The organism is Mesorhizobium sp. GW821-FHT04C10 (genome assembly GCF_059420305.1).
Genome location: NZ_JBWKTL010000001.1, coordinates 515719 through 535345, shown reverse-complemented (window position 1 = coordinate 535345; position 19627 = coordinate 515719). Strand labels below are relative to the sequence as shown.

The window sequence follows — 19627 nt, the reverse complement described above, 5'->3', positions numbered from 1 at the left end:
GGCCATGACCGAGTTTTCGCTGTCCGATCTGGAAAAAATCGTCCATGAGCGCGCCCATTCCGGCGATGCGGATTCGTGGACGGCCAAGCTGTTTTCCCGTGGCATCGACAAGGCGGCGCAGAAGCTTGGCGAAGAGGCGGTCGAGACCGTGATTGCCGCCGTCAAGGGCGACAGGCATGCCCTCGTTTCCGAAAGTGCCGATCTTATATATCATTGGCTCGTCGTTCTCGGCATTTCGGGTGTTCCGTTGCGCGACGTGCTCCAGGAGCTCGAAAGCCGCACCGCGCGTTCGGGTGTCGCCGAGAAGGCGTCGCGGCCCAAGGGCTGAGCACGAGGAAGGGCAGGTATCTCGATGGATCAGCTCGCGCCAACCGAGAAATATTCCCCCTTTCGTTTCTTCTCCGCCGAGCAATGGTCGCAATTCCGAGCCGACACGCCGCTGACACTGAGCGAGGACGAGTTCCGCCGCCTGCGTTCGCTCAACGACCCGGTCGACCTCGAAGAGGTCAAGCGCATCTATCTGTCGCTGTCGCGGCTTTTATCCGCGCATGTCGAGGCCAGCCAATTGCTGTTCAGGCAGCGCCAGGCCTTCTTCAACGCCGTCGATATCGTCAAGACGCCGTTCATCATCGGCATCGCCGGCTCGGTGGCGGTCGGCAAATCGACCACGGCCCGCGTGCTGAAGGAATTGCTGGCGCGCTGGCCGTCGAGCCCCAAGGTCGATCTCATCACCACCGACGGCTTCCTGCTGCCCAACGAGGTCCTGCGCCGCGAAAACCTGATGGAACGCAAGGGCTTTCCCGACAGCTACGATGTCGGCGCGCTGCTGCGTTTCCTCTCCGGCATCAAGTCGGCGCTGCCCAATGTGCGCGCGCCGGTCTATTCGCATCTCACCTACGACGTCATTCCCGGCGAATTCGTCACCATCGACCGGCCGGATATACTGATCTTCGAAGGCATCAATGTGCTGCAGCCGGGCAAGCTGCCGCAGGACGGCAAGATCGTGCCTTTCCTGTCGGACTTTTTCGATTTCGCCATCTATATCGATGCCGACGAGAAACTGATCCACCAGTGGTACATTTCCCGTTTCATGCGTCTGCGCGAGACCGCATTCCGCAATCCGGATTCCTTCTTCCACCGCTATTCGCAGCTCTCGGAGGATTCGGCGCGCGCCATCGCCGAAGGCCTGTGGACCAACATCAATCTGAAGAATTTGCGCGAAAACATCCTGCCGACACGCGCCCGCGCCGACCTCATCCTGCGCAAGGGCGCCGACCATCTGGTCGAGGAAGTGGCGCTGCGCAAACTCTAGATAGCGGCGGGCTCGTCGCGACGAGCCCGCCCTCGGTTCAGATCCGGCCCCGCGCCTCAGCCATTGGCGAATGGCACTGCGACATAGATCTGGCCGCCGTCGCGTTCGACCAGCAGCAGCACCGACTTGCGGCCCGACTTGCTGGCCTGGGCGATCGCCTGCGTGACCTGCCGGGCGTTCTTCACCGGCGCCTGGTTGACGGCGACGATAATATCGCCCGGCTGGATGCCGGCCGCGGCCGCCGCCTTGTCGGGACTGACGCGCGCAACGACCGCGCCATGCTCGTTGTCGGCGAGGTTCATTTCCTGGCGAATGTCGGGCGTGATGTCCATCAGGCCGAGGCCGATCGCCGGCGCGCGTGAGCCTTGTTCGGCGCTCGGCATGCCGGAATCGTCAGTCGACGCCGTCTTCACGTCGTCGCTGTTTTGCCCGACATTGACGGAAATCTGCATGGCCTTGCCCTTGCGCCAGACATCGAGCGATTCCTTGGCGCCAGGGGCGACATCGGCGACGGCGCGTGACAGATCCTTGGGGTCCTTGACGTCCTGTCCGGCGAAGCCGGTGATGACGTCGCCGGCCTCGACGCCGGCGCTGGCGGCGGGCGAACTGTCATTGACCTTCGAAACCAGCGCGCCGCCGGGATGGTCGAGCCCGATGGCGCTTGCCACGTCAGGCGTCACCGGCTGGATCTCGACGCCGAGATAGCCATACTGGATCGAGCCGTCCTTCATCAGCTTGGCCACGACCTTCTGCGCCTGGTCCGACGGGATGGCGAAGCCGACGCCGACACTGCCGCCATTGGGCGAATAGATCGCCGTGTTGATGCCGACAACATTGCCGTTCACATCCACCAGCGGGCCGCCGGAATTGCCATGGTTGATCGGCGCGTCGATCTGGATGAAATCGTCGAACGGTCCGCTATGCAGATCGCGGCCGCGGGCCGAAACGATGCCTGCCGTCACCGTGGTGCCGATGCCGAACGGATTGCCGATCGCCAGCACCTGGTCGCCGGTCATCAGCCGGTCGGAATCGCCCCATTTGACCGTCGGCAAGGACTTGTCGGATTTGACCTTGAGCACGGCGAGATCGTTCTTGGCGTCGCGGCCGATGAGCTTGGCGGGAAGTTCGGTACCGTCGTCGAGCGTAACCTTGATCGAGGAAGCGCCGTCGACGACGTGATTGTTGGTGACGATCGTGCCGTCGGCAGAGACGATGAAGCCGGAGCCGAGCGCTTCGGCGCGCTGCGCCTGCTGCGGCGGCGTCCGCGGAGCCGGCATGCCCTGGTCGCCAAAGAACTGGCGGAAATATTGGTCGAACGGGGAGTTGCCGAGAGGCATCCCTTCGTCGTCATTTGCAGGCTGCGCTTTCATCACGGTTGTGACCGTCACCACCGCGGGCTTGTCGGCCGCCACGATCGGAGCAAAGGAGCCATTGGGGGCGGTGATACCGGCGACAGGGGTCTGGGTCGTCGCGACAACGTTGCTCACGCCTGTGTTACCGGCACTTTGAGCAAATGAAACGACGAAGGGGGAGATGATGAGGGCGGCGCCCAGCAATGCGGCGACGCGATGTCTGCGAAGAATGTTGTGGGATGACATGGTCGTTGTCCGTGCGAGACATTGGGTTCGGCGCCGTGGACTCCATGGGAGCGGCCCATTCGGCGTACCGGCCATCGCGGCCGCCTGTCTCGCTTCATGCGGTGGCCGTTCAGGTCGATGAAACCGGAATCTAGGACGCGGATGCGGGCGAATTAGGTTTTTTCGGTTATATTACAAAGATTTAATTCTTCGCGGCCTGATAGGCGCCTGACCGTCGAAGGACCGCTCCTTGCAGTGTGCGGGCTTGGCGAAGTTCAGATATCGGCGCTTTTTTTGATGTAAGCCGTTGCAATTTCACGCATACGCTTGCGGTCGAAGCTCGGTCCGTGGCCGCCATGGCCGATGCGGATCGGCAGGTCGAGCAGCCGCTCCATGGTGCTGACATAGGCGGCCGGGTCGGAATCCGGCAGCGAGTCGATCAGCGTATCGTCGTAGATGGCGTCGCCGCTGAAGAACAGCCCGTCGGCCTCGTCGAACAGCGCGATCGAATCCGGCGAATGCCCGGGAAGATGCAGGACGCGGAATTGCCGGTCGCCGAGGTCGACCACGTCGCCCTCGTCGAGGGTCCGCGTCAGCGGCGCCAATGGGATCTTGTAATCCGCCGACTTCCAGCCGGGCGCCGGCAGTTTTGAAACGGCACCTTCGAGATGGTGGAACATGTAGGCGTAGGTTGCCGCCTCATCCATGCTCTCGAACTGCGCGGCACTGATCCTCGGCCCGGCCCGCCATGGAAATTCGTGCAGCGAGCCGACATGGTCGAGATGGATGTGCGTGGCGACGACCAGCAGTGGCTTGTCCCGCGGCGTTTCGATCTCCGGCGCCAGCGGACAGATGCCCATGCCGGTATCGACCAGAAGGTCGGCGTCACGGCCTCGCAGATGCCAGATGTTGGCGCGCACATAGCTATGCACGAACGGCTCGGTCAGCATCGTCGTCCTGCCGTCGACGATGCTCTTGCTGAACCAGCCCGGCATCAGGTGTGAGCCTGACATCAGACGAACGGCTTCCCTACCTTGTATTTTTCCGGCACCAGCCGCTTGAGATAGGCCATGCCGGCGTCCGACAGCTGGCTGACGTCGGGCTTCATGAAATTGTCCGGCATGTGGCGGGTCTTGCCGGCGACATTCTTCAGCGGCACCTTCTTCAGCACGGTCTTCGTGCCATCATATTGCAGCGCCACCGAGCCGCCGCCCTGTTCGGCGACGGAGACCGCGAAGGCGCCGGCATCGAAAGCCTCCCGCGCGTCGACGGCGCTGATGGCGCCGACATAGCCGCGCGGCATGTAGCCGAGTGCGTCGACGCGGGCCCGCTTGCCCGGAAGCCCGTCGGCCAATGCCCGTTCCAGCGCCGCCGGCAGGTCGCTGCCCGACAATTTGACGTTGCCATGCTGGTCGCGTTCCAGTTTCTCCGGCGGCACCAGGCTCTCGACCAGTGCCTTGCCGTCGGCGGTGCTGACCCCTTCCGACACCGCGACGATGCAGCGCTTGTGGCGATCGAGCGTGGCACGCACGTCTTCGATGAAGCCTTTGGCCGAGAACGGCCGCTCGGGCACGTAGACGAGATGCGGGCCGCTGTAGGGATCGAGCTGCCAGGCGGCGGCGGCGGCGGTCAGGAAGCCGGCGTGACGGCCCATCACGATGCCGACATAGATGCCGGGCAAGGCGCGAAAATCGAGGTCAACGGACAGAAAGGCGCCGGCGACGAACTCCGCCGCCGAAATGAAGCCCGGCGTATGGTCGTTCTCCTCGAGGTCATTGTCGATGGTCTTGGGCGCATGGACGAAAGCAATGGAGCCGCCGGCGGCGTCGGTCAGGATCTGCTGTGTGCCCGACGTGTCGTTGCCGCCTATGTAGATGAAGGCGTCGGCCCCGGCCTTCTGCAAGCCCTTGAGGATGACATCGCAGTAGGCCGCGTCCGGTTTGTCGCGTGTCGAGCCAAGCGCCGCGCTCGGTGTACCGGCAATCAGCCGCAGCCGGTCCTCGGGGATGGCCGAAAGGTCGACATAATTGCCGTCACGAATGCCGCGCACGCCATGGAGGGAGCCCAGCACCTTGGCGCCGGGATGCCGCTTGCGGATCTCCAGCGTGGCGCCGACAACCGTCTGGTTGATGACGGCGGTTGGGCCGCCGCCTTGCGCGATAACAAAAGTTCCGGCCATTCCTGACGTCTCCCGAAGCGATGGGTCTCAAGACACCTTCGCCTGTCTCGCGGCATCGCGCAACGGGGGAGTCGCGGGCACGATCCCGAAAAATGGAAACCGGTTCTCTCGGACAAACGGTTTCCGTTTGTCCAGAAATCATGCTCGAACAAGACGATAAAGCGGCCGCGTTGGCCGCTCGAAAGATCACATGACGACGACCGGGTTCTTCTTCGAAACGCGGCTGTAGAGGTCGATGATGTCCTGGTTGATCAGGCGCACGCAGCCCGACGACATCGCCTGGCCGATGCTCCACCATTCCGGCGAGCCATGGATGCGGTAGCCTGTATCCTTGCCGTCCTGGTAGATGTAGAGCGCGCGCGCCCCGAGCGGGTTGGTGAGGCCGCCGGGCTGGCCGCCCTGCCACTTCACCAGTTCGGGCTTGCGCTGGATCATTTCGGGCGGCGGTGTCCAGGTCGGCCATTCGCGGCCATACTGGATGTTGGCGCGGCCGGACCAGCGGAAGCCGTCCTTGCCGATGCCGACACCATAGCGGATCGCGTCGCCACCCGGCTGGACGAGATAGAGCATGCGTTCCTTGAGATGGACGACAATGGTGCCGGGCGCTTCGCCGGTCGTGTCCACGACGATCTGGCGGCGGAATTCCGGCTTGACCTTCAGATATGGCACCTCGGGCACGTTGAAACCGTTGTCCGTCAACGCGGCATACATCAGGTCGGGGCTGGTGATGTTCTTGTCGACGCTGATCGCCGGCCGCATCGGCGGCACGGAACCGGTGACCGTATTGTCGAGATCAAGCGCCGGCATGCCGCCGCCGGAAGTCGAGCAGCCGGCGGCGCTGAGCAGCGCCAGCGCGCCTGCCCCGGAAAGGACTGCGCGACGGGAAAGATGATGATCGGTTTCGATTGCGTCGCCGTTTCGTGGCGGCGTCAGACCTTGCGGCAACTCGCGCATATACCCAAACCTTACGCTGTCGGCGGGAAGCACGGTCCGGCCGGATAGCAGGCATTTTCATCATTCATGGTTGATAAAGCGTGAATGCCTTGCACCGCGTGCATTTGCGCGTCGCCCGGCGGGGTTCGGCCCCCCCCGGGTGACCGCCAACCGAGAGGTCCTGCACAAAAAGACCCAGCTCATGTCATAATCCCGGCGTCGGCGGCTCCTACGCAGCAAGCGATCAGCGAGGGGCCTCCATGTGCAAGACGTTAAAGACCGACATCAAGCTTTTTGCCGCTGCCATTGTCGCGGCCGCGCTGGTCCTCGGTGCCAATGTCAGCCTGGCCGATATCGTGAGCACGCTGGGCGGCGCGAACTGACGCCAACCTGCCGTTCGCGCAATTGATGGCGCGGTAATTTCAGGAAAAATGCGTGGTGGTCTTGCGTGCGCAATTGCGCAAAAAACAAAGATCATGCCCCTTTACATTCTCCCGGGGCTGAGGATTTATCCTTTTCCTTAACCCAAGGGAGACAGACATGTCCTTCGAAAACTGGGCCGCTTTCGCCGCCGCTTCGACGATCCTTCTCATCATCCCGGGGCCGACCATTCTGCTGGTCGTGTCTTATGCGCTGGGCCAGGGCTGGCGCACCGCCCTGCCGATGGCCGTCGGCGTGGCGCTCGGCGACTTCACCGCAATGACCTTGTCGATGCTGGGCATCGGCGCGCTGCTCGCCGCTTCGGCCGGTGTCTTCACCATCCTGAAGCTGATCGGCGCCGGCTATCTGATCTATCTCGGCGTGAAACTGTTCCGCGCCGGCGGCGCACTGAAGGCCGAACCCCGGACCGATGCCGTATCGTCGGCAAAAATGATGGCGCATGCCTGGCTGGTCACCGCGCTCAACCCGAAAAGCATCACCTTCTTCGTTGCTTTCCTGCCGCAGTTCCTCGACCGGCACGCCGACTTCTGGACGCAGATGCTGATCTTCGAGACCACCTTCCTGGCGCTCGCCTTTGCCAATGCCTTTGGCTATGCGCTGATCGCGGCACGCGCGCGAAACGTCGTGCGCAATCCCAAGGCGATCCGCATCTTCAACCGAACCGGTGGCACATTGCTGGTTGGTGCCGGCATTGCCACGGTGGCAATGCGTTCGGGCAATTGACGTCCTGACGCGAGGTGAGGCCCGGAGGGCCTCACCATTTGACGCTGATTCCCAGATTGCCCTCGAGGATGCGGCGCTTGTCGCCGCCGATATTGGTCGTGTAGTCGCCGGTGGCGAAGATGCTGACCTTGTCCGTCACCTTGGCAACGACGCCGCCGCCGAACTCGAACGAGGTCGACCTGCCCTCGGTCGTGATGTCGGTGGTGTCGAAACTGACACGGTCAGTGCCGCCGAAATCGTGCCAGATGTTGGCCTTGAGATAAGGCTGCAGCGCCATGCCGTTGATCGTGGCCTCGCCCTGCAGCCGCGCACCCAGCCGGCCGCTGACGCTGTCGTCGGTGCCGAAGGAAACCGACGAGAAGCGGTCGTTGGTATCGTCCAGCGACAGATGCTGCCAGACCAGTTGCGCCTGCGGTTCGAGCGTCCAGCCCTGCGCCAGCGCAATGGGATAGCCGCCTTCAAGTGAAGCGGTGACGCCTGTCCCACCGATATCGATGCCGATGTCGCGCGACGATGTCGCGTCGCCGCCGAAGAAGGTGGCCATGAGGACACCGTCGAGGTACCAGCCGCCCTGGCCTATGCGGCTCCAGTAGCCGCCGACACTGGTGCCGCTGACGTCGAGGCTGCCGACGGACAGGTCGTTCCATCCCAGCGCCTGGCCGCGCACATCACCCTTCATGCTGGCATAGGCGACGAACAGGCCGGCGCGATCGATACCGCCCGAGGCGGTGTCGCGGCCGAACACGTCGAAGCCCGCCTGCAGGCCGAACAGGGTGCCGTCGAAGGATGGCGACACCGTCCCCGACCAGCCCATCTTAGCGTCCTGGCCATAGATGCGGCCCCAGACCGGCGACAACTCCGTATCCGACAACAGGCTTTGCTCGCCGCGCCGTTCGTGGAAGGTGCCGAGCGTCGTCATCGCCAGATGCTCGGCCACGGGCGGCAAGGCCGAATAGACCGGCACCTCGATGCGGTAGAGCACGATTTCCTGACCGGCCGCCGGTACCGGCAGGTCGGGCACGGCAGTCGGCACCACCGGTGGCGGCGGTGGCGGATCCGCCGGAGGCGCTGGTGGCGGTGGTGGCGGTGGTTCGGGTTGCGGGTCGCTGGTTTGCACCGGCGGCGTCGGGTCGACCGGCGGATTGTTGATGTCGCCCTCGCTCGGCGGCGGCGTCGGCGGCAGTTCGGAGGGCGGCGGAGGCGGCGGCTCGGCCGCCGGGGGCACCGGCTCCACCGGTGGCGAGGGCTCGAGCGCCGGTGGCGCCGCGGCCGGCGATGTCGGTGTTATCAGCGTCGAGCGCAGATACCAGTTTTCGTCGCTGCCGGCGCTGACGCCGCCCTTGAAAAGATAGTATTCGAAGGCGCCGGCGGCGACCGGCCCGTCAAGTGCGAAGGTCGAGGCGCCCGAGGTGGCCCCGTTGACCGCCTGGACGACCATGATGCCGTCCTGCGTGGTCGCCGCGCCCGCGCCGCCGACATTGACCACGGAAATGCCGGTCGAGCCGGAAGCTGTCCCGCCTGACAGGACCAGCCTGTCGGACGCGGAAGAATCGTCGCCGAGTTCGGTCTGGACAAGCAGCACGCCGCCGGCGCCGACATAATTGCCCGAAATCGTCAGCCGGTCGATCGCTCCGGTGGTGCCGTTGGTCAGGTCGATGCGCCCGGCATTGGTGACCTTAGCCAGCTGGCCAGCCGTGAAGGCCTGGATCGTCGAGTTGAAGCCGCCGCCATAGAGCGTGCTCGAGGCATCGACGCTGAGCGAGCCCGTTCCGGTGCCGCTGTCGCCGAGCACGAGATTGCCGTCGAGCGTCAGCTGCGTGTCGTTGGTGGCGTCGATGCTCTCCCAGTTCTGGACCCGGGCGATCCCGTCCAGTTTGACGTTGTCGGAGGTCAGCGCGTCGGTGCCAAGGCCGCCATTTATGGCATCCGTGCCACCGAGATTGGCGTTGGTGAGGTTGCTGAGCTTGGCGGTATCGTTGTCGGCGCCAAGATCGACAGCGCCATAGATGATGCCGCCACCATTCCAGACGAAATTGTCGGAGCCGAAGCTCATCAGCACATCGCCACCGACCGTGCCGCCGGTGATTGTCACGCTGTCATTGCCGCCGCTGACGCTGATGTTGCCGCCGATCGTGCCGCCCGAGAGGATGATGGTGTCCTGGTCGAAGCCGGTGACGAGGTTGCGGTCGATGGTGCCGCCGGACATGTTGAAATAGTTCTTGTCGAGCTTCATGTTGACGCGGCCGATGCGGCCGCCGGTCATCACCGCACGATCCCCATCGTCGAAGAAATCGACGATGCGCCCGCCGGTCATGGTGAAGGTGTCGAGCCCGTCACCCTGGTTGAGCGACCCAATCTGGCCACCGCTCATGTTGAAGTCGTCGATGCCGGCGCCCTGCTGGACGTTGCCTGCGACGGTGCCGCCGCCGATGGTGAAGAAATCCGTGCCGTCGCCCTGGTCGACCGTGCCGGTGATGGTGCCGGACTGCATGTTGATGCGGTCCGTGCCGGGGCCGAAAGTGACGTTGCCGCTCACCTGGCCGGTGCCGCCGGCGGGAAAGGTGAGCGTATTGTCGCCGCTGGTGTCGGTGAGGCTGCCGCCTGAATCGCCGCTATCGCAGGTGAAGGTGGTATTTCCCGCCGATGCAACCAGCACGCAGGCCGCGAAAGCTGCGGACCCAGGCAGCAACACAAACGCTGTAGTTGCAAGAAGGCTAATAAACCATGGTCGAATTTGCGGCGGCCTTCGCCGCAACAAAGAAATCAGCATATCAACGTGCTCCGAACGGGCGTTCGGAAGCTGTATTTCAAAATGCCGCATCGCGTCCCCTCTCAGATCGCGATTACAAGCCCTTCGCCGCGCCGCAATGAAGCCACAATCCGTTCGATTTTACAAAGCCTAATCTGCTCGCCATGGTTGATGAATTGCGACATCTACTGAAATCAGTGTGCGCGGCGCATTGTTGGCGCGTCCGTGGCCCATGCTTTAAGATCGCGTTGGACCGAGGGGCATCGTGCCCGCAACGCGCCGGTCAAGGGGGTTTGCATGGCGATCAAGGATGCATTCGATCTGGCACTTTCGGGTGCGACCCAAGCGGGATTCGTGCCCTACAGCCAAGCGGTGAGCCAATTGCAGTGCTTCATCGGCGATCCGGTGGCTTCCGTCGATCGCGCCATCGCGCAGGACCCCGGTTTTGTCATGGCGCATGTCTTCAAGGGCTATCTCTTCGGGCTTGCCACCGAACGTGAGGCGACGTCCGTGGCTAGGGCCTGCCACGAGGCGGCGTTGCCGCTTGCCGCGACAACGCGCGAAAAGGCCCATGTCTCAGCCCTCGGTCATCTCGCCAACGGGCGCTGGCATGACGCCGCCAGAATCCTTGAGGATATCACCATCGAGACCCCACTCGACGCCGTTGCGCTGCAGGTCGGGCACCAGATCGACTTTTTCACCGGCAATGCCCGCATGCTGCGCGACCGCATCGCGCGCGCCTTGCCATCCTGGCAGAGCGGCATGCCCGGTTACCATGCCATGCTTGGCATGCAGGCCTTCGGGCTGGAGGAGATGGGTGACTATGTCAGGGCCGAGAAACTCGGCCGCCTGGCGGTCGAGATCGAGCCGCGCGACGGCTGGGCGCAACACGCCGTCGCCCATGTGATGGAAATGCAAAGCCGGCAAAGAGACGGCATTGCCTGGATGCGCGCCAACCCCGAAGCGTGGACGAAGGAGAGCTTCCTGCAGGTGCACAATTGGTGGCATCTGGCGCTGTTTCACTACGATCTCGGCGAGACCGACCAGGTGCTGGCGCTCTACGACGGGCCGATCTACGGCACACCATCAACGATGGCGCTCAATATGGTCGATGCGTCGGCACTCCTGTGGCGGCTCCATCTCGGCGGCGTCGATATTGGCGACCGTTGGGCCGCGCTGGCCGCCAATTGGCCGGGGGCCGGCGTCGGCGACTATGCCTTCAACGACGCCCATGCGATGATGGCGTTTGTGGGCGCCGGGCTGGATGCCCCGGCCCGGACCTTGCTCGAGGCACAGCGCGAGGCCATGAGTGGCAGCGACGACAACGCCGCCTTTACCCGGGACGTCGGCTATCCCCTGACGCTGGCGATCAAGGCGTTCGGCGAGGGCAACTACGCCGAGGCCATACGCCTGATCCGGCCGATCCGCGCGATCGCCCACCGTTTCGGAGGAAGCCATGCGCAGCGTGACGTCATCGACCTGACGCTCATCGAAGCCGCGCTGCGAGGCGGGGACGGCGTGCTCGCCAGGGCGCTCGCGGCCGAGCGATCGATGGCGCGGCCGGACAGTCCGCTGTCGGTCCTGTTTTCACGGCGCGCCGCCGATTTGTCAGAGAATTGACCCGGAGCGGATCTTGCCTTAAAAACTGGCTCGGCCAGATTTTTTCGGGATCCGAAAAAAATAAGGACGTGGGAGGAAAACATGTATCTCGGCCTCGACCTGGGCACGTCGGGCGTCAAGGCGCTGCTGATCGATGCCGGACAGAATGTCGTCGGCTCCGGCCACGGCTCGCTTGACGTCTCGCGACCGCATCCCGGCTGGTCCGAACAGGATCCCTCGCACTGGATACGCGCCTGCGAAGACGCGATTGCCGAACTCAGGGCTTCCCATCCCAAGCAGTTCGCGGCGGTTAAAGGCATCGGCCTGTCGGGCCAGATGCATGGCGCCACCTTGCTCGATGCGGCCGATCACGTGCTGCGCCCCTGCATCCTGTGGAACGACACCCGCAGCCATGCCGAGGCAGCAGTGCTCGACGCTGATCCACGCTTCCGCGCGCTCACCGGCAACATCGTTTTCCCTGGCTTCACCGCACCCAAGCTTGCCTGGGTGAAGAACAACGAGCCCGCTGTCTTCGCCAAGGTTGCCAAGGTGATGCTGCCGAAGGATTTCCTGCGGCTGTGGCTCTCCGGCGAGCACATTTCGGAAATGTCCGACTCCGCCGGCACGTCCTGGCTCGATGTCGGCAAGCGCCGCTGGTCGGCCGAATTGCTGGCGGCAACGTCGCTCGACGAAGAGCAGATGCCGTCCCTGGTCGAGGGCACGCAGAAGGCTGGCGGGTTGCGTGACGAATTGGCGTCGAAATGGGGCGTCGAGGCCGGTATCCCGGTTGCCGGCGGTGCCGGCGACAATGCGGCTTCCGCCTGCGGCATGGGCACGGTTGGCGCCGGCCATGCCTTTGTCTCGCTCGGCACGTCGGGTGTGCTGTTTGCCGCCAACGCGTCCTATCTGCCCAACCCGGCAAGCGCGGTCCACACCTTCTGCCATGCCCTGCCCAACACCTGGCATCAGATGGGCGTCATCCTGTCGGCGACCGATTCGCTCAACTGGCTGTCGGAGATCACGGGCAAGGGCGCGGGCGAATTGACCGCTGAACTGGGTGACGCGCTGATGGCGCCAAGCGGCGTGTCCTTCCTGCCCTATCTCTCCGGCGAGCGTACGCCACACAATGATTCCGCCATTCGCGGTTCCTTCACCGGCCTGGCGCATGAATCGAGCCGCGCGGTGCTGACGCAGGCGGTTCTGGAAGGCGTCGCTTTCGCCTTCCGCGACAGCCTCGAAGCCCTGAAGAAAGCCGGCACCACACTGACGCGCGTCACCGCGATCGGCGGCGGCTCGCGTTCGCGCTACTGGCTGAAATCGATCGCCACCGCGCTGCAAGTACCGGTGGATATTCCCGCCGACGGCGATTTCGGCGCCGCCTTTGGCGCCGCCAGGCTTGGCCTGATCGCGGCGACCGGCGCCGATCCGCTGGCCATCTGCTCCGCGCCCAGGACAGATGCCACGATCGAACCGGATGCCAAGCTCGGCAGTGCCTATGCCGATGCGTATCACCGTTATCGGGCGCTCTATCCGGCAATCAAGGGCGCCACGGCGTGAGCGGTTTCTCGCCCACGCCGCGGCTCGGCAACTCACTGCGCCGGCACCTTGTCGAGGAAGCCGGTGACGCTCTTCAGGCGGCCGTTCTCGATGACACCGATGTCGGTGCCCTCGATGATGGAAGATGTGCCTTCCGGGCCGAGATTCCAGGAGAAGCGGATCTTGTCGGCAAACCCGTCCGGCGTGCCTTTCAGCGAGAACCGGAAGCCGGCAAAGCGCTGATGCACGCCGTCGATCAGCGCCGCGACGCCCTCATGGCCGTCGCCCTGCATGAGCGGATCGCGATAGCTGACGTCTTCGGTGAAGGTGGCCTTCAGCAAGTCGGCGCGGCGGCCGGCGTCGCTTTCGTTCCAGGCGGCGATGTAGCCCTCGGCGATCTTGTTGAGGTCGGTCATGGTCTGTCTCCTTTGTTTGATGGCTTTGACATCAGCCTTTTCGACCGGCCCAGGACCGAAACCAATTACGCCTGAGGTAATCAGGGCGAACTATTCGAGAGAGGACAGAAATCATGAGCAGCGGATTTTTCGGCGACATCCAGAAGATCAAATATGAGGGGCCGGATTCGACCAATCCGCTGGCCTATCGCTTCTATAACCCCGACGAGGTCGTGGCCGGCAAGCGGTTGGAAGACCATCTGCGCTTCGCTGTCGCCTACTGGCACTCCTTTGCCTGGCCGGGCGGCGATCCCTTCGGTGGCCAGACCTTCGACCGTCCCTGGTTCCCCAAGGCCGGCGGCGTCGACACGATGGAACTGGCGAAACTCAAGGCCGATGTCGCTTTCGAGATGTTCTCGCTGCTCGGCGCACCCTATTTCTGCTTCCACGACGCCGATGTCCGGCCCGAAGGCAAGGATTTTTCCGAGAGTGCCGCCCGCCTCGACGAGATCGCGGACTATTTCGCCACCAAGATGAAGCAGACCGGTGTCAAGCTCCTGTGGGGCACGGCCAACCTGTTCTCCAACCGCCGCTTCATGTCGGGTGCCGCCACCAATCCCGATCCGGATGTGTTCGCCTATGCGGCGGCGACGGTGAAGAGCTGCATCGACGTCACCAAGCGGCTGAAGGGCGAGAACTATGTGCTGTGGGGCGGCCGCGAGGGCTATGAGACGCTGCTCAACACCGACCTTGCCCGCGAGCAGGAACAGGCCGGACGCTTCCTCAACCTCGTCGTCGACTACAAGCACAAGATCGGCTTCAAGGGCACCATCCTGATCGAGCCGAAGCCGCAGGAGCCGACCAAGCACCAGTACGATTACGACGTCGCTACCGTCTACGGCTTCCTCAAGCGCTTCGGCCTGGAGAAGGAGGTCAAGCTCAACATCGAGCAGGGCCATGCCATCCTGGCCGGCCATTCTTTCGAGCACGAGCTGGCGCTGGCCAACGCGCTCGGTGTCTTCGGCTCCATCGACATGAACCGCAACGACTACCAGTCGGGTTGGGACACCGATCAGTTCCCCAACAACGTGCCGGAGATGGCGCTGGCCTATTACCAGGTCCTGCAGGCCGGTGGCTTCAAGACCGGCGGCACCAATTTCGACGCCAAGCTGCGCCGCCAGTCGCTCGACCCGCAGGATCTGCTGATCGGCCACATCGGCGGCATGGATTCCTGCGCGCGCGGCCTCAAGGCAGCCGCCCGCATGGTCGAGGACAAGGCGTTGTCCGCGCCGCTGGCGGAACGCTATGCCGGCTGGAACAGCGCCGAGGCCAAGGCGATGCTGGCGGGCAAGCGCACGCTGGAGGAGATCGCCGAGCGCGTGGTGAAGAAGAAGATCGAGCCGCAGCCGCGCTCCGGCCGTCAGGAACTGCTGGAAAATATCGTCAATCGTTACGTCTGACGCCTGACTTCTGGACCGACATCTGCCCGGTGTGGCTGAAAGCCGCCGTGATCGCCTTTTGCTAGTCCGCTCTCCTGAAGGGAGATGACAATGGCTAACGGGCCGATCACGGTACGCAAGGCACGGCTGAGCGATCTCGTGGCTCTCAAAAAGGTGCTGCGGGAGACGTTCGAGGGCACCTGGCTACCGCACATCACCCAGGCATCGGCGCAACGCTATGTCGAGACCGATCTTGGCGGGCACTATGTCGAGGAGAGCTGGCCGGAATTCACCATTGCCGAGATCGATGGCGAGATTGCCGGCCTGATCCATTGGCGCGGCGATTTCATCGAGGCTTTGCATGTCAGGGTCAGCCGCCAGGGCCAGGGCGTCGGCGGCAAGCTGCTGGCGCACGCCGAACAGGCTATCCGCGCTGCCGGATTCCGCCAGGCGCGGCTCGAGACCGACACGTTCAACGAGCGCGCCCAGAATGTCTACAAGGCGGTCGGCTATGTCGAAAAAGACCGCTATCCGGATGACGAATGGGACAGTGGTTTCACCACCGTGCTGTTCGAGAAGCGGCTGGGCTGACGTCACCTGATTCGGATTTTGGCGTGCGGAACGGCTTTGCGCCAAAGCGCTCATTCGACGACAAGGTTTTGCCCCTGGGTGCCCCTCAATGACCTCGCTCTTGCCTTCAAACTGCCGTCACGTATCTCGTATAAAAGGGACCTTGTGGCGGGTGAAAAGGAAGGAGGCGAACCGATATGCAGCACGAACGCGAAATCGACGCCCTGCTCTCATCCGGTGAGACCGGATCGATCATCGACCGGCTGATGGCGCTGCCGCGGCCGACCGACGACGTGAAAAATGAATGGGATCGCGCCGTCAGCAGCCGCTTTGAAGTCCGTCTTGTGAGGCAGATGCGCTCACAGATCGACGCTGGCACCGATCGTCAGAACGCGGCCTAACCCCGACGAAGCCTGACCGGGGCTTCGCCAAATGCTCTTGAAAACGCTCTGGAAAATGCCGCGGCGGATGAGAATCCCGTCCGCCCGGCAATATCCGCCATCGCCACCCTGGTGTCGACCACCAGCCTGCGCGCCGCGCCAAGGCGCAGTCTCAGATAATAAGCGCCAGGCGTCTCGCCGATCGACTTGCGAAAAATGCTTTCCAGGGTCCGCGCCGTCACGCCGGCACGCTTGGCTATGGCTTCTATGGTGAGCGGCTGGTCGACATGCGCTTCCATCAGCCGGATGGCCTGCGCCAGGCGTGGATCGTAGCCGTCGAGCCGGCCAAGCGAGACCAGCGGCTGCGCATCGGTCGCCACCCGCGCCTGGTCATAGATGAACGCGCTTGCCACATCCAGCGCCACGGCCATGCCGAGCCGGGTGCGGATCAGGTGCAGCATCAGGTCCAGCGTCGGTGACGCGCCGCCGGTGGTGAAGACCGGCCCATCGATGATGTATCGGTCGGGGCGCACGTCGACCCCGGGAAAGGCGGACGAAAAATCCTCCATGTCTTCCCAATGGGTGGTGGCGCTGCGCCCCTCCAGCAGGCCGGCGCGCGCCACCAGCCATGTGCCCGCCTCGACGCCGCCGCAGGCGCGAGCAGCCCGCGCCGCGCGGCGCAGGCCGGCGAGCAAGGCCGACGTGGCATAGTTCTGCGTGCCGAAGCCCGCGACCACGACCAGGACATCGGTTGGCTCCGTCGCATCGAACCGGCCGCTGACCGCCACGGGCAGGCCGCATGTCGTGACCGGTGCCTCCCCGGTCACCGAAACCAGTTTGAAGTCGAACAGGGTTTCGCCGGCGATGCGGTTGGCGGCACGCAGCGGATCGACGGCGCATGCCACGCACATGATGGACGCCCCGGAAAACACCAGCAATGTGACCTTGAGCGGCGACTGCTCGGCACGAAAGATTGTCGTCTTTTCGCTTTTTATCATGCGGCCTTCGTAAAGCGCAAAGCAGTCTCCCGCAAGTCGCGCAATGTTACGCGGGTCCCTGTGCATGTCGTTGCCCCAAAACCGGTTCCCACTTTTGGGCGACATGCATGGCTGTTCGAACTGGGAGGAGAATTCCATGCCGCTTGCGATGAACCGTGAGGTCTTCATTACCTGTGCCGTGACCGGATCCGGCGGCTCGCAGGATCGCAGCCCGCATGTGCCGCGTTCGCCCAAGCAGATCGCCGATTCGGCCATTGACGCGGCCAAGGCCGGTGCCGCGATCGTCCACTGCCATGTGCGCGACCCCGAGACCGGCAAGCCCCGCCGCGATGTGCATCTCTACCGCGAAGTGACCGAGCGCATCCGCGCGGCAGATGTCGACGTCATCCTGAACCTCACCGCCGGCATGGGCGGCGACATGGTTTTCGGCTCGCCGGAAGCGCCGCTGCCGCTCAACGAAAAGGGCACCGACATGGGCGGCGCCACCAACCGCATGGAACATGTGCGCCAGTGCCTGCCGGAAATCTGCACGCTCGACTGCGGCACCATGAACTTCGCCGAAGCCGACTATGTCATGACCAACACGCCCGGGATGCTGCGCGCCATGGGCGGCATGATGACGGCGCTCGGCGTCAAGCCCGAGATCGAGGCCTTCGACACCGGCCATCTCTGGTTCGCCAAGCAGCTGGTCGAGGAAAAGGTGCTCAACCCCGACGCGCTGGTGCAGCTCTGCATGGGCGTGCCGTGGGGCGCGCCGGACGATCTCAACACCTTCATGGCCATGGTCAACAACGTGCCGTCGACCTGGAACTGGTCGGCCTTTTCCATCGGCCGCAACCAGATGGCCTATGCAGCGGCCGCGGTGCTTGCCGGCGGCAATGTCCGCGTCGGGCTGGAAGACAACCTGTGGTTGGACAAGGGCGTGCTCGCGACCAATGCGCAGCTGGTCGAGCGCGCCGCCAGCATCGTCACCAATCTCGGCGCCCGGATTCTGGGGCCGGAGGAAGTGCGCAAGAAGCTCAACCTGACCAAGCGGGCGCCGATCGCGGCATAGTTTGGAGGGCGTCGAGAATGACAACCGTCAAATTCACCGCGATGAAGGATGGCGACAAGGACGATTACGAGTTCCTGACCGCCCATGAAATCGACTATGCCGCCAGGACCGGTGAGCGGCTGCTCGACGCCTTGGTGCAGCTCGACGAAGGCCTGTCCGGCTACAAGATCACCCGGCTCGGCCATTCGCTGCAGGCGGCGACGCGCGCCTGGCGCGACGGCGCCGACACCGACTGGATCGCCTGCGCGCTGCTGCACGATATCGGCGACATCTACGCGCCCTACAATCATGATGAATACGCCGCTTCGATCCTGAAACCCTTCGTGCGCGAACAATGCACCTGGGTGGTGGAAAAGCACGGCGACTTCCAGCGGCTCTATTACGCCCACCATCTCGGCGGCAACCGCCATGCGCGTGACCGCTTCGCCGGCCATGCCTATTTCGACGACTGCGACCAGTTTTGCGAACGCTGGGACCAGTCGAGCTTTGATCCCGATTACGAGACGCTGCCGATCGACTTCTTTCGGCCCTTCGTGCTCGAAGTCTTCGCCCGCAAGGCCTACGACCCCGCGGTGATCCGCGCCGGCGAGCGCGTGCCTCTCATCGATCCCCAAACAGCCAGGACAAGAACCGGAGCTTCCGCATGAGCATCATCAACAAGGCGGCCGCCATAGGCGGCGGTGTCATCGGCGCCGGCTGGGTGGCGCGGCTGCTGCTCAACGGCATCGATGTGTCGATCTTCGATCCGGACCCGGAGGCCTCGCGCAAGGTATCGGAAGTGATGAAGGGCGCGCGCCGCGCCTACAAGCAGATGGTGCCCGGCGGCTTGCCGAAAGAGGGCAAGCTGACCTTCGCCAAGACCATCGCCGAGGCGGTGGCCGATGCCGACTTCATCCAGGAAAGCGTGCCGGAACGGCTCGACCTCAAGCACAAGGTGCTGGCCGAGATCGACGCCCATGCGCCGGCCAACGCCATTGTCGGCTCTTCGACCTCCGGCATCAAGCCGACCGACATGCAGGTGGCGATGAAGAAGCACCCGGAGCGGCTGGTCGTCGGCCATCCGTTCAACCCGGTCTACCTCCTGCCGCTGGTCGAAATCGTCGGCGGCGATCAGACCTTCCCCGAGGCGATCGAGGTCGCCAAGGAGATCTATGCCTCGATCGGCATGAAGCCGGTCGTCATCCGCAAGGAGATCGAGGCCTTCGTCGGCGATCGCCTGCTCGAAGCGGCATGGCGCGAAGCGCTGTGGCTGATCAAGGACGGCATCTGCACGGTCGAGGAACTCGACGACATCATGCGCTACGGCTTCGGCCTGCGCTGGGCGCAGATGGGCATGTTCCAGGTTTATCGCGTCGCCGGCGGCGAGGCCGGCATGCGGCACTTCATGGCCCAGTTCGGGCCGTGCCTCAAATGGCCATGGACCAAGCTCATGGACGTGCCCGAATTCAACGATGAGCTGGTCGACCTGATCGCCACCCAGTCGGACGATCAGGCGCACGGCCTGTCGATCCGCGAACTGGAAAAGATCCGCGACGACAATCTGGTCGCGATCATGGATGCGCTGTCGAAGCAGAACAAGGGCAAGGGCTGGGGCGCGGGCGCCTTGCACAAGGACTATACCAAGCAGTTGGCCAAGCTGGCGGCGAAGAAGCCGGCGGCCTCGAAGGCTGCCGAAAAGGCCAAGGCCTCCAAGCCGGTGAAGAAGGCGGAAAAGCCGAAGAAAAAGAAGAAAGGCTGAGACC

The 19627-nt window shown here is 63.9% G+C and carries 20 protein-coding genes; 13 read left to right on the top strand and 7 right to left on the bottom strand.

Going from position 1 to position 19627, the window contains the following annotated elements:
* Positions 1-4: 4 nt before the first annotated feature.
* Positions 5-328 (top strand): phosphoribosyl-ATP diphosphatase, encoded by a 324-nt coding sequence (locus tag AC07UC_RS02425; RefSeq protein ID WP_494903807.1) that lies wholly within the window; start codon positions 5-7, stop codon positions 326-328.
* Between the two features lie 24 nt (positions 329-352).
* Positions 353-1312, top strand: coding sequence for a type I pantothenate kinase (coaA, locus tag AC07UC_RS02420; protein WP_056568914.1), 960 nt, complete (start codon positions 353-355; stop codon positions 1310-1312).
* 56 nt (positions 1313-1368) lie between these two features.
* Here coaA and AC07UC_RS02415 read toward each other — a convergent pair whose 3' ends face one another.
* The 4 genes from AC07UC_RS02415 to AC07UC_RS02400 all read right to left on the bottom strand — a co-directional run bounded on the left by AC07UC_RS02415 (position 1369) and on the right by AC07UC_RS02400 (position 6022).
* Positions 1369-2910 carry a DegQ family serine endoprotease gene (locus AC07UC_RS02415; protein ID WP_494903805.1) on the bottom strand — a complete coding sequence of 514 codons (1542 nt, stop codon included), beginning with the start codon at positions 2908-2910 and terminating at the stop codon, positions 1369-1371.
* Between the two features lie 254 nt (positions 2911-3164).
* Entirely contained in the window at positions 3165-3884 is a 720-nt protein-coding gene (locus AC07UC_RS02410; RefSeq protein WP_494908882.1) for an MBL fold metallo-hydrolase, read from the bottom strand.
* Positions 3885-3901: 17 nt separating this feature from the next.
* Entirely contained in the window at positions 3902-5068 is a 1167-nt protein-coding gene (locus AC07UC_RS02405) for a diphosphate--fructose-6-phosphate 1-phosphotransferase (protein ID WP_494903804.1), read from the bottom strand.
* 186 nt (positions 5069-5254) lie between these two features.
* Positions 5255-6022 carry a L,D-transpeptidase gene (locus AC07UC_RS02400; protein ID WP_140770350.1) on the bottom strand — a complete coding sequence of 256 codons (768 nt, stop codon included), beginning with the start codon at positions 6020-6022 and terminating at the stop codon, positions 5255-5257.
* Between the two features lie 239 nt (positions 6023-6261).
* On the opposite strand from AC07UC_RS02400, the gene AC07UC_RS02395 reads away from it, so the two are divergent.
* Together AC07UC_RS02395 and AC07UC_RS02390 are read left to right on the top strand one after the other, a co-directional pair.
* On the top strand, positions 6262-6384 hold the full coding sequence (locus AC07UC_RS02395; protein ID WP_080680899.1) for a hypothetical protein: 123 nt from the start codon (positions 6262-6264) through the stop codon (positions 6382-6384).
* Positions 6385-6541: 157 nt separating this feature from the next.
* Positions 6542-7165, top strand: coding sequence for a LysE family translocator (locus tag AC07UC_RS02390; RefSeq protein WP_140770348.1), 624 nt, complete (start codon positions 6542-6544; stop codon positions 7163-7165).
* A 31-nt stretch (positions 7166-7196) separates the two neighbouring features.
* Here the strand turns inward: AC07UC_RS02390 and AC07UC_RS02385 are convergent, their stop codons facing one another.
* A complete protein-coding gene (locus tag AC07UC_RS02385; RefSeq protein ID WP_494903803.1) occupies positions 7197-9935 on the bottom strand; it encodes an autotransporter family protein in 2739 nt (912 codons plus the stop codon).
* On the opposite strand from AC07UC_RS02385, the gene AC07UC_RS02380 reads away from it, so the two are divergent.
* The 3 genes from AC07UC_RS02380 to xylB all read left to right on the top strand — a co-directional run bounded on the left by AC07UC_RS02380 (position 9890) and on the right by xylB (position 13070).
* A complete protein-coding gene (locus AC07UC_RS02380; RefSeq protein ID WP_244735596.1) occupies positions 9890-10036 on the top strand; it encodes a hypothetical protein in 147 nt (48 codons plus the stop codon). The genes AC07UC_RS02385 and AC07UC_RS02380 overlap by 46 nt on opposite strands.
* A 175-nt stretch (positions 10037-10211) precedes the next feature.
* Complete coding sequence (locus AC07UC_RS02375; RefSeq protein WP_494903802.1) at positions 10212-11534, top strand: tetratricopeptide repeat protein; 1323 nt, start codon at positions 10212-10214, stop codon at positions 11532-11534.
* 81 nt (positions 11535-11615) lie between these two features.
* Positions 11616-13070 (top strand): xylulokinase, encoded by a 1455-nt coding sequence (gene xylB / locus AC07UC_RS02370; protein WP_494903800.1) that lies wholly within the window; start codon positions 11616-11618, stop codon positions 13068-13070.
* 32 nt (positions 13071-13102) lie between these two features.
* Here the strand turns inward: xylB and AC07UC_RS02365 are convergent, their stop codons facing one another.
* Positions 13103-13465: a nuclear transport factor 2 family protein gene (locus AC07UC_RS02365; RefSeq protein ID WP_494903798.1), complete on the bottom strand. Its 363-nt coding sequence runs from the start codon at positions 13463-13465 to the stop codon at positions 13103-13105.
* 113 nt (positions 13466-13578) lie between these two features.
* On the opposite strand from AC07UC_RS02365, the gene xylA reads away from it, so the two are divergent.
* The 3 genes from xylA to AC07UC_RS02350 all read left to right on the top strand — a co-directional run bounded on the left by xylA (position 13579) and on the right by AC07UC_RS02350 (position 15854).
* Complete coding sequence (gene xylA, locus AC07UC_RS02360; RefSeq protein ID WP_140770338.1) at positions 13579-14904, top strand: xylose isomerase; 1326 nt, start codon at positions 13579-13581, stop codon at positions 14902-14904.
* Between the two features lie 90 nt (positions 14905-14994).
* Positions 14995-15474 (top strand): GNAT family N-acetyltransferase, encoded by a 480-nt coding sequence (locus AC07UC_RS02355; RefSeq protein ID WP_202324939.1) that lies wholly within the window; start codon positions 14995-14997, stop codon positions 15472-15474.
* A gap of 176 nt (positions 15475-15650) precedes the next feature.
* Positions 15651-15854 (top strand): hypothetical protein, encoded by a 204-nt coding sequence (locus AC07UC_RS02350; RefSeq protein ID WP_140770334.1) that lies wholly within the window; start codon positions 15651-15653, stop codon positions 15852-15854.
* On the opposite strand, the gene AC07UC_RS02345 is transcribed toward AC07UC_RS02350, so the two are convergent.
* Positions 15851-16831 carry a GlxA family transcriptional regulator gene (locus tag AC07UC_RS02345; RefSeq protein ID WP_140770332.1) on the bottom strand — a complete coding sequence of 327 codons (981 nt, stop codon included), beginning with the start codon at positions 16829-16831 and terminating at the stop codon, positions 15851-15853. The two genes, AC07UC_RS02350 and AC07UC_RS02345, sit on opposite strands and share 4 nt — an antisense overlap.
* 136 nt (positions 16832-16967) lie before the next feature.
* On the opposite strand from AC07UC_RS02345, the gene bcoG reads away from it, so the two are divergent.
* From bcoG to AC07UC_RS02330, 3 genes are read left to right on the top strand one after another with little or no spacing between them, the layout of a single operon-like run.
* Positions 16968-17885 (top strand): 3-dehydrocarnitine:acetyl-CoA trimethylamine transferase BcoG, encoded by a 918-nt coding sequence (gene bcoG / locus AC07UC_RS02340; protein WP_056570308.1) that lies wholly within the window; start codon positions 16968-16970, stop codon positions 17883-17885.
* Between the two features lie 17 nt (positions 17886-17902).
* Complete coding sequence (locus tag AC07UC_RS02335; RefSeq protein WP_140770329.1) at positions 17903-18532, top strand: HD domain-containing protein; 630 nt, start codon at positions 17903-17905, stop codon at positions 18530-18532.
* Positions 18529-19623, top strand: coding sequence for a carnitine 3-dehydrogenase (locus tag AC07UC_RS02330; protein WP_140770327.1), 1095 nt, complete (start codon positions 18529-18531; stop codon positions 19621-19623). Before AC07UC_RS02335 ends, AC07UC_RS02330 begins: the two co-directional genes overlap by 4 nt.
* The last annotated feature ends 4 nt before the right edge of the window (positions 19624-19627 follow it).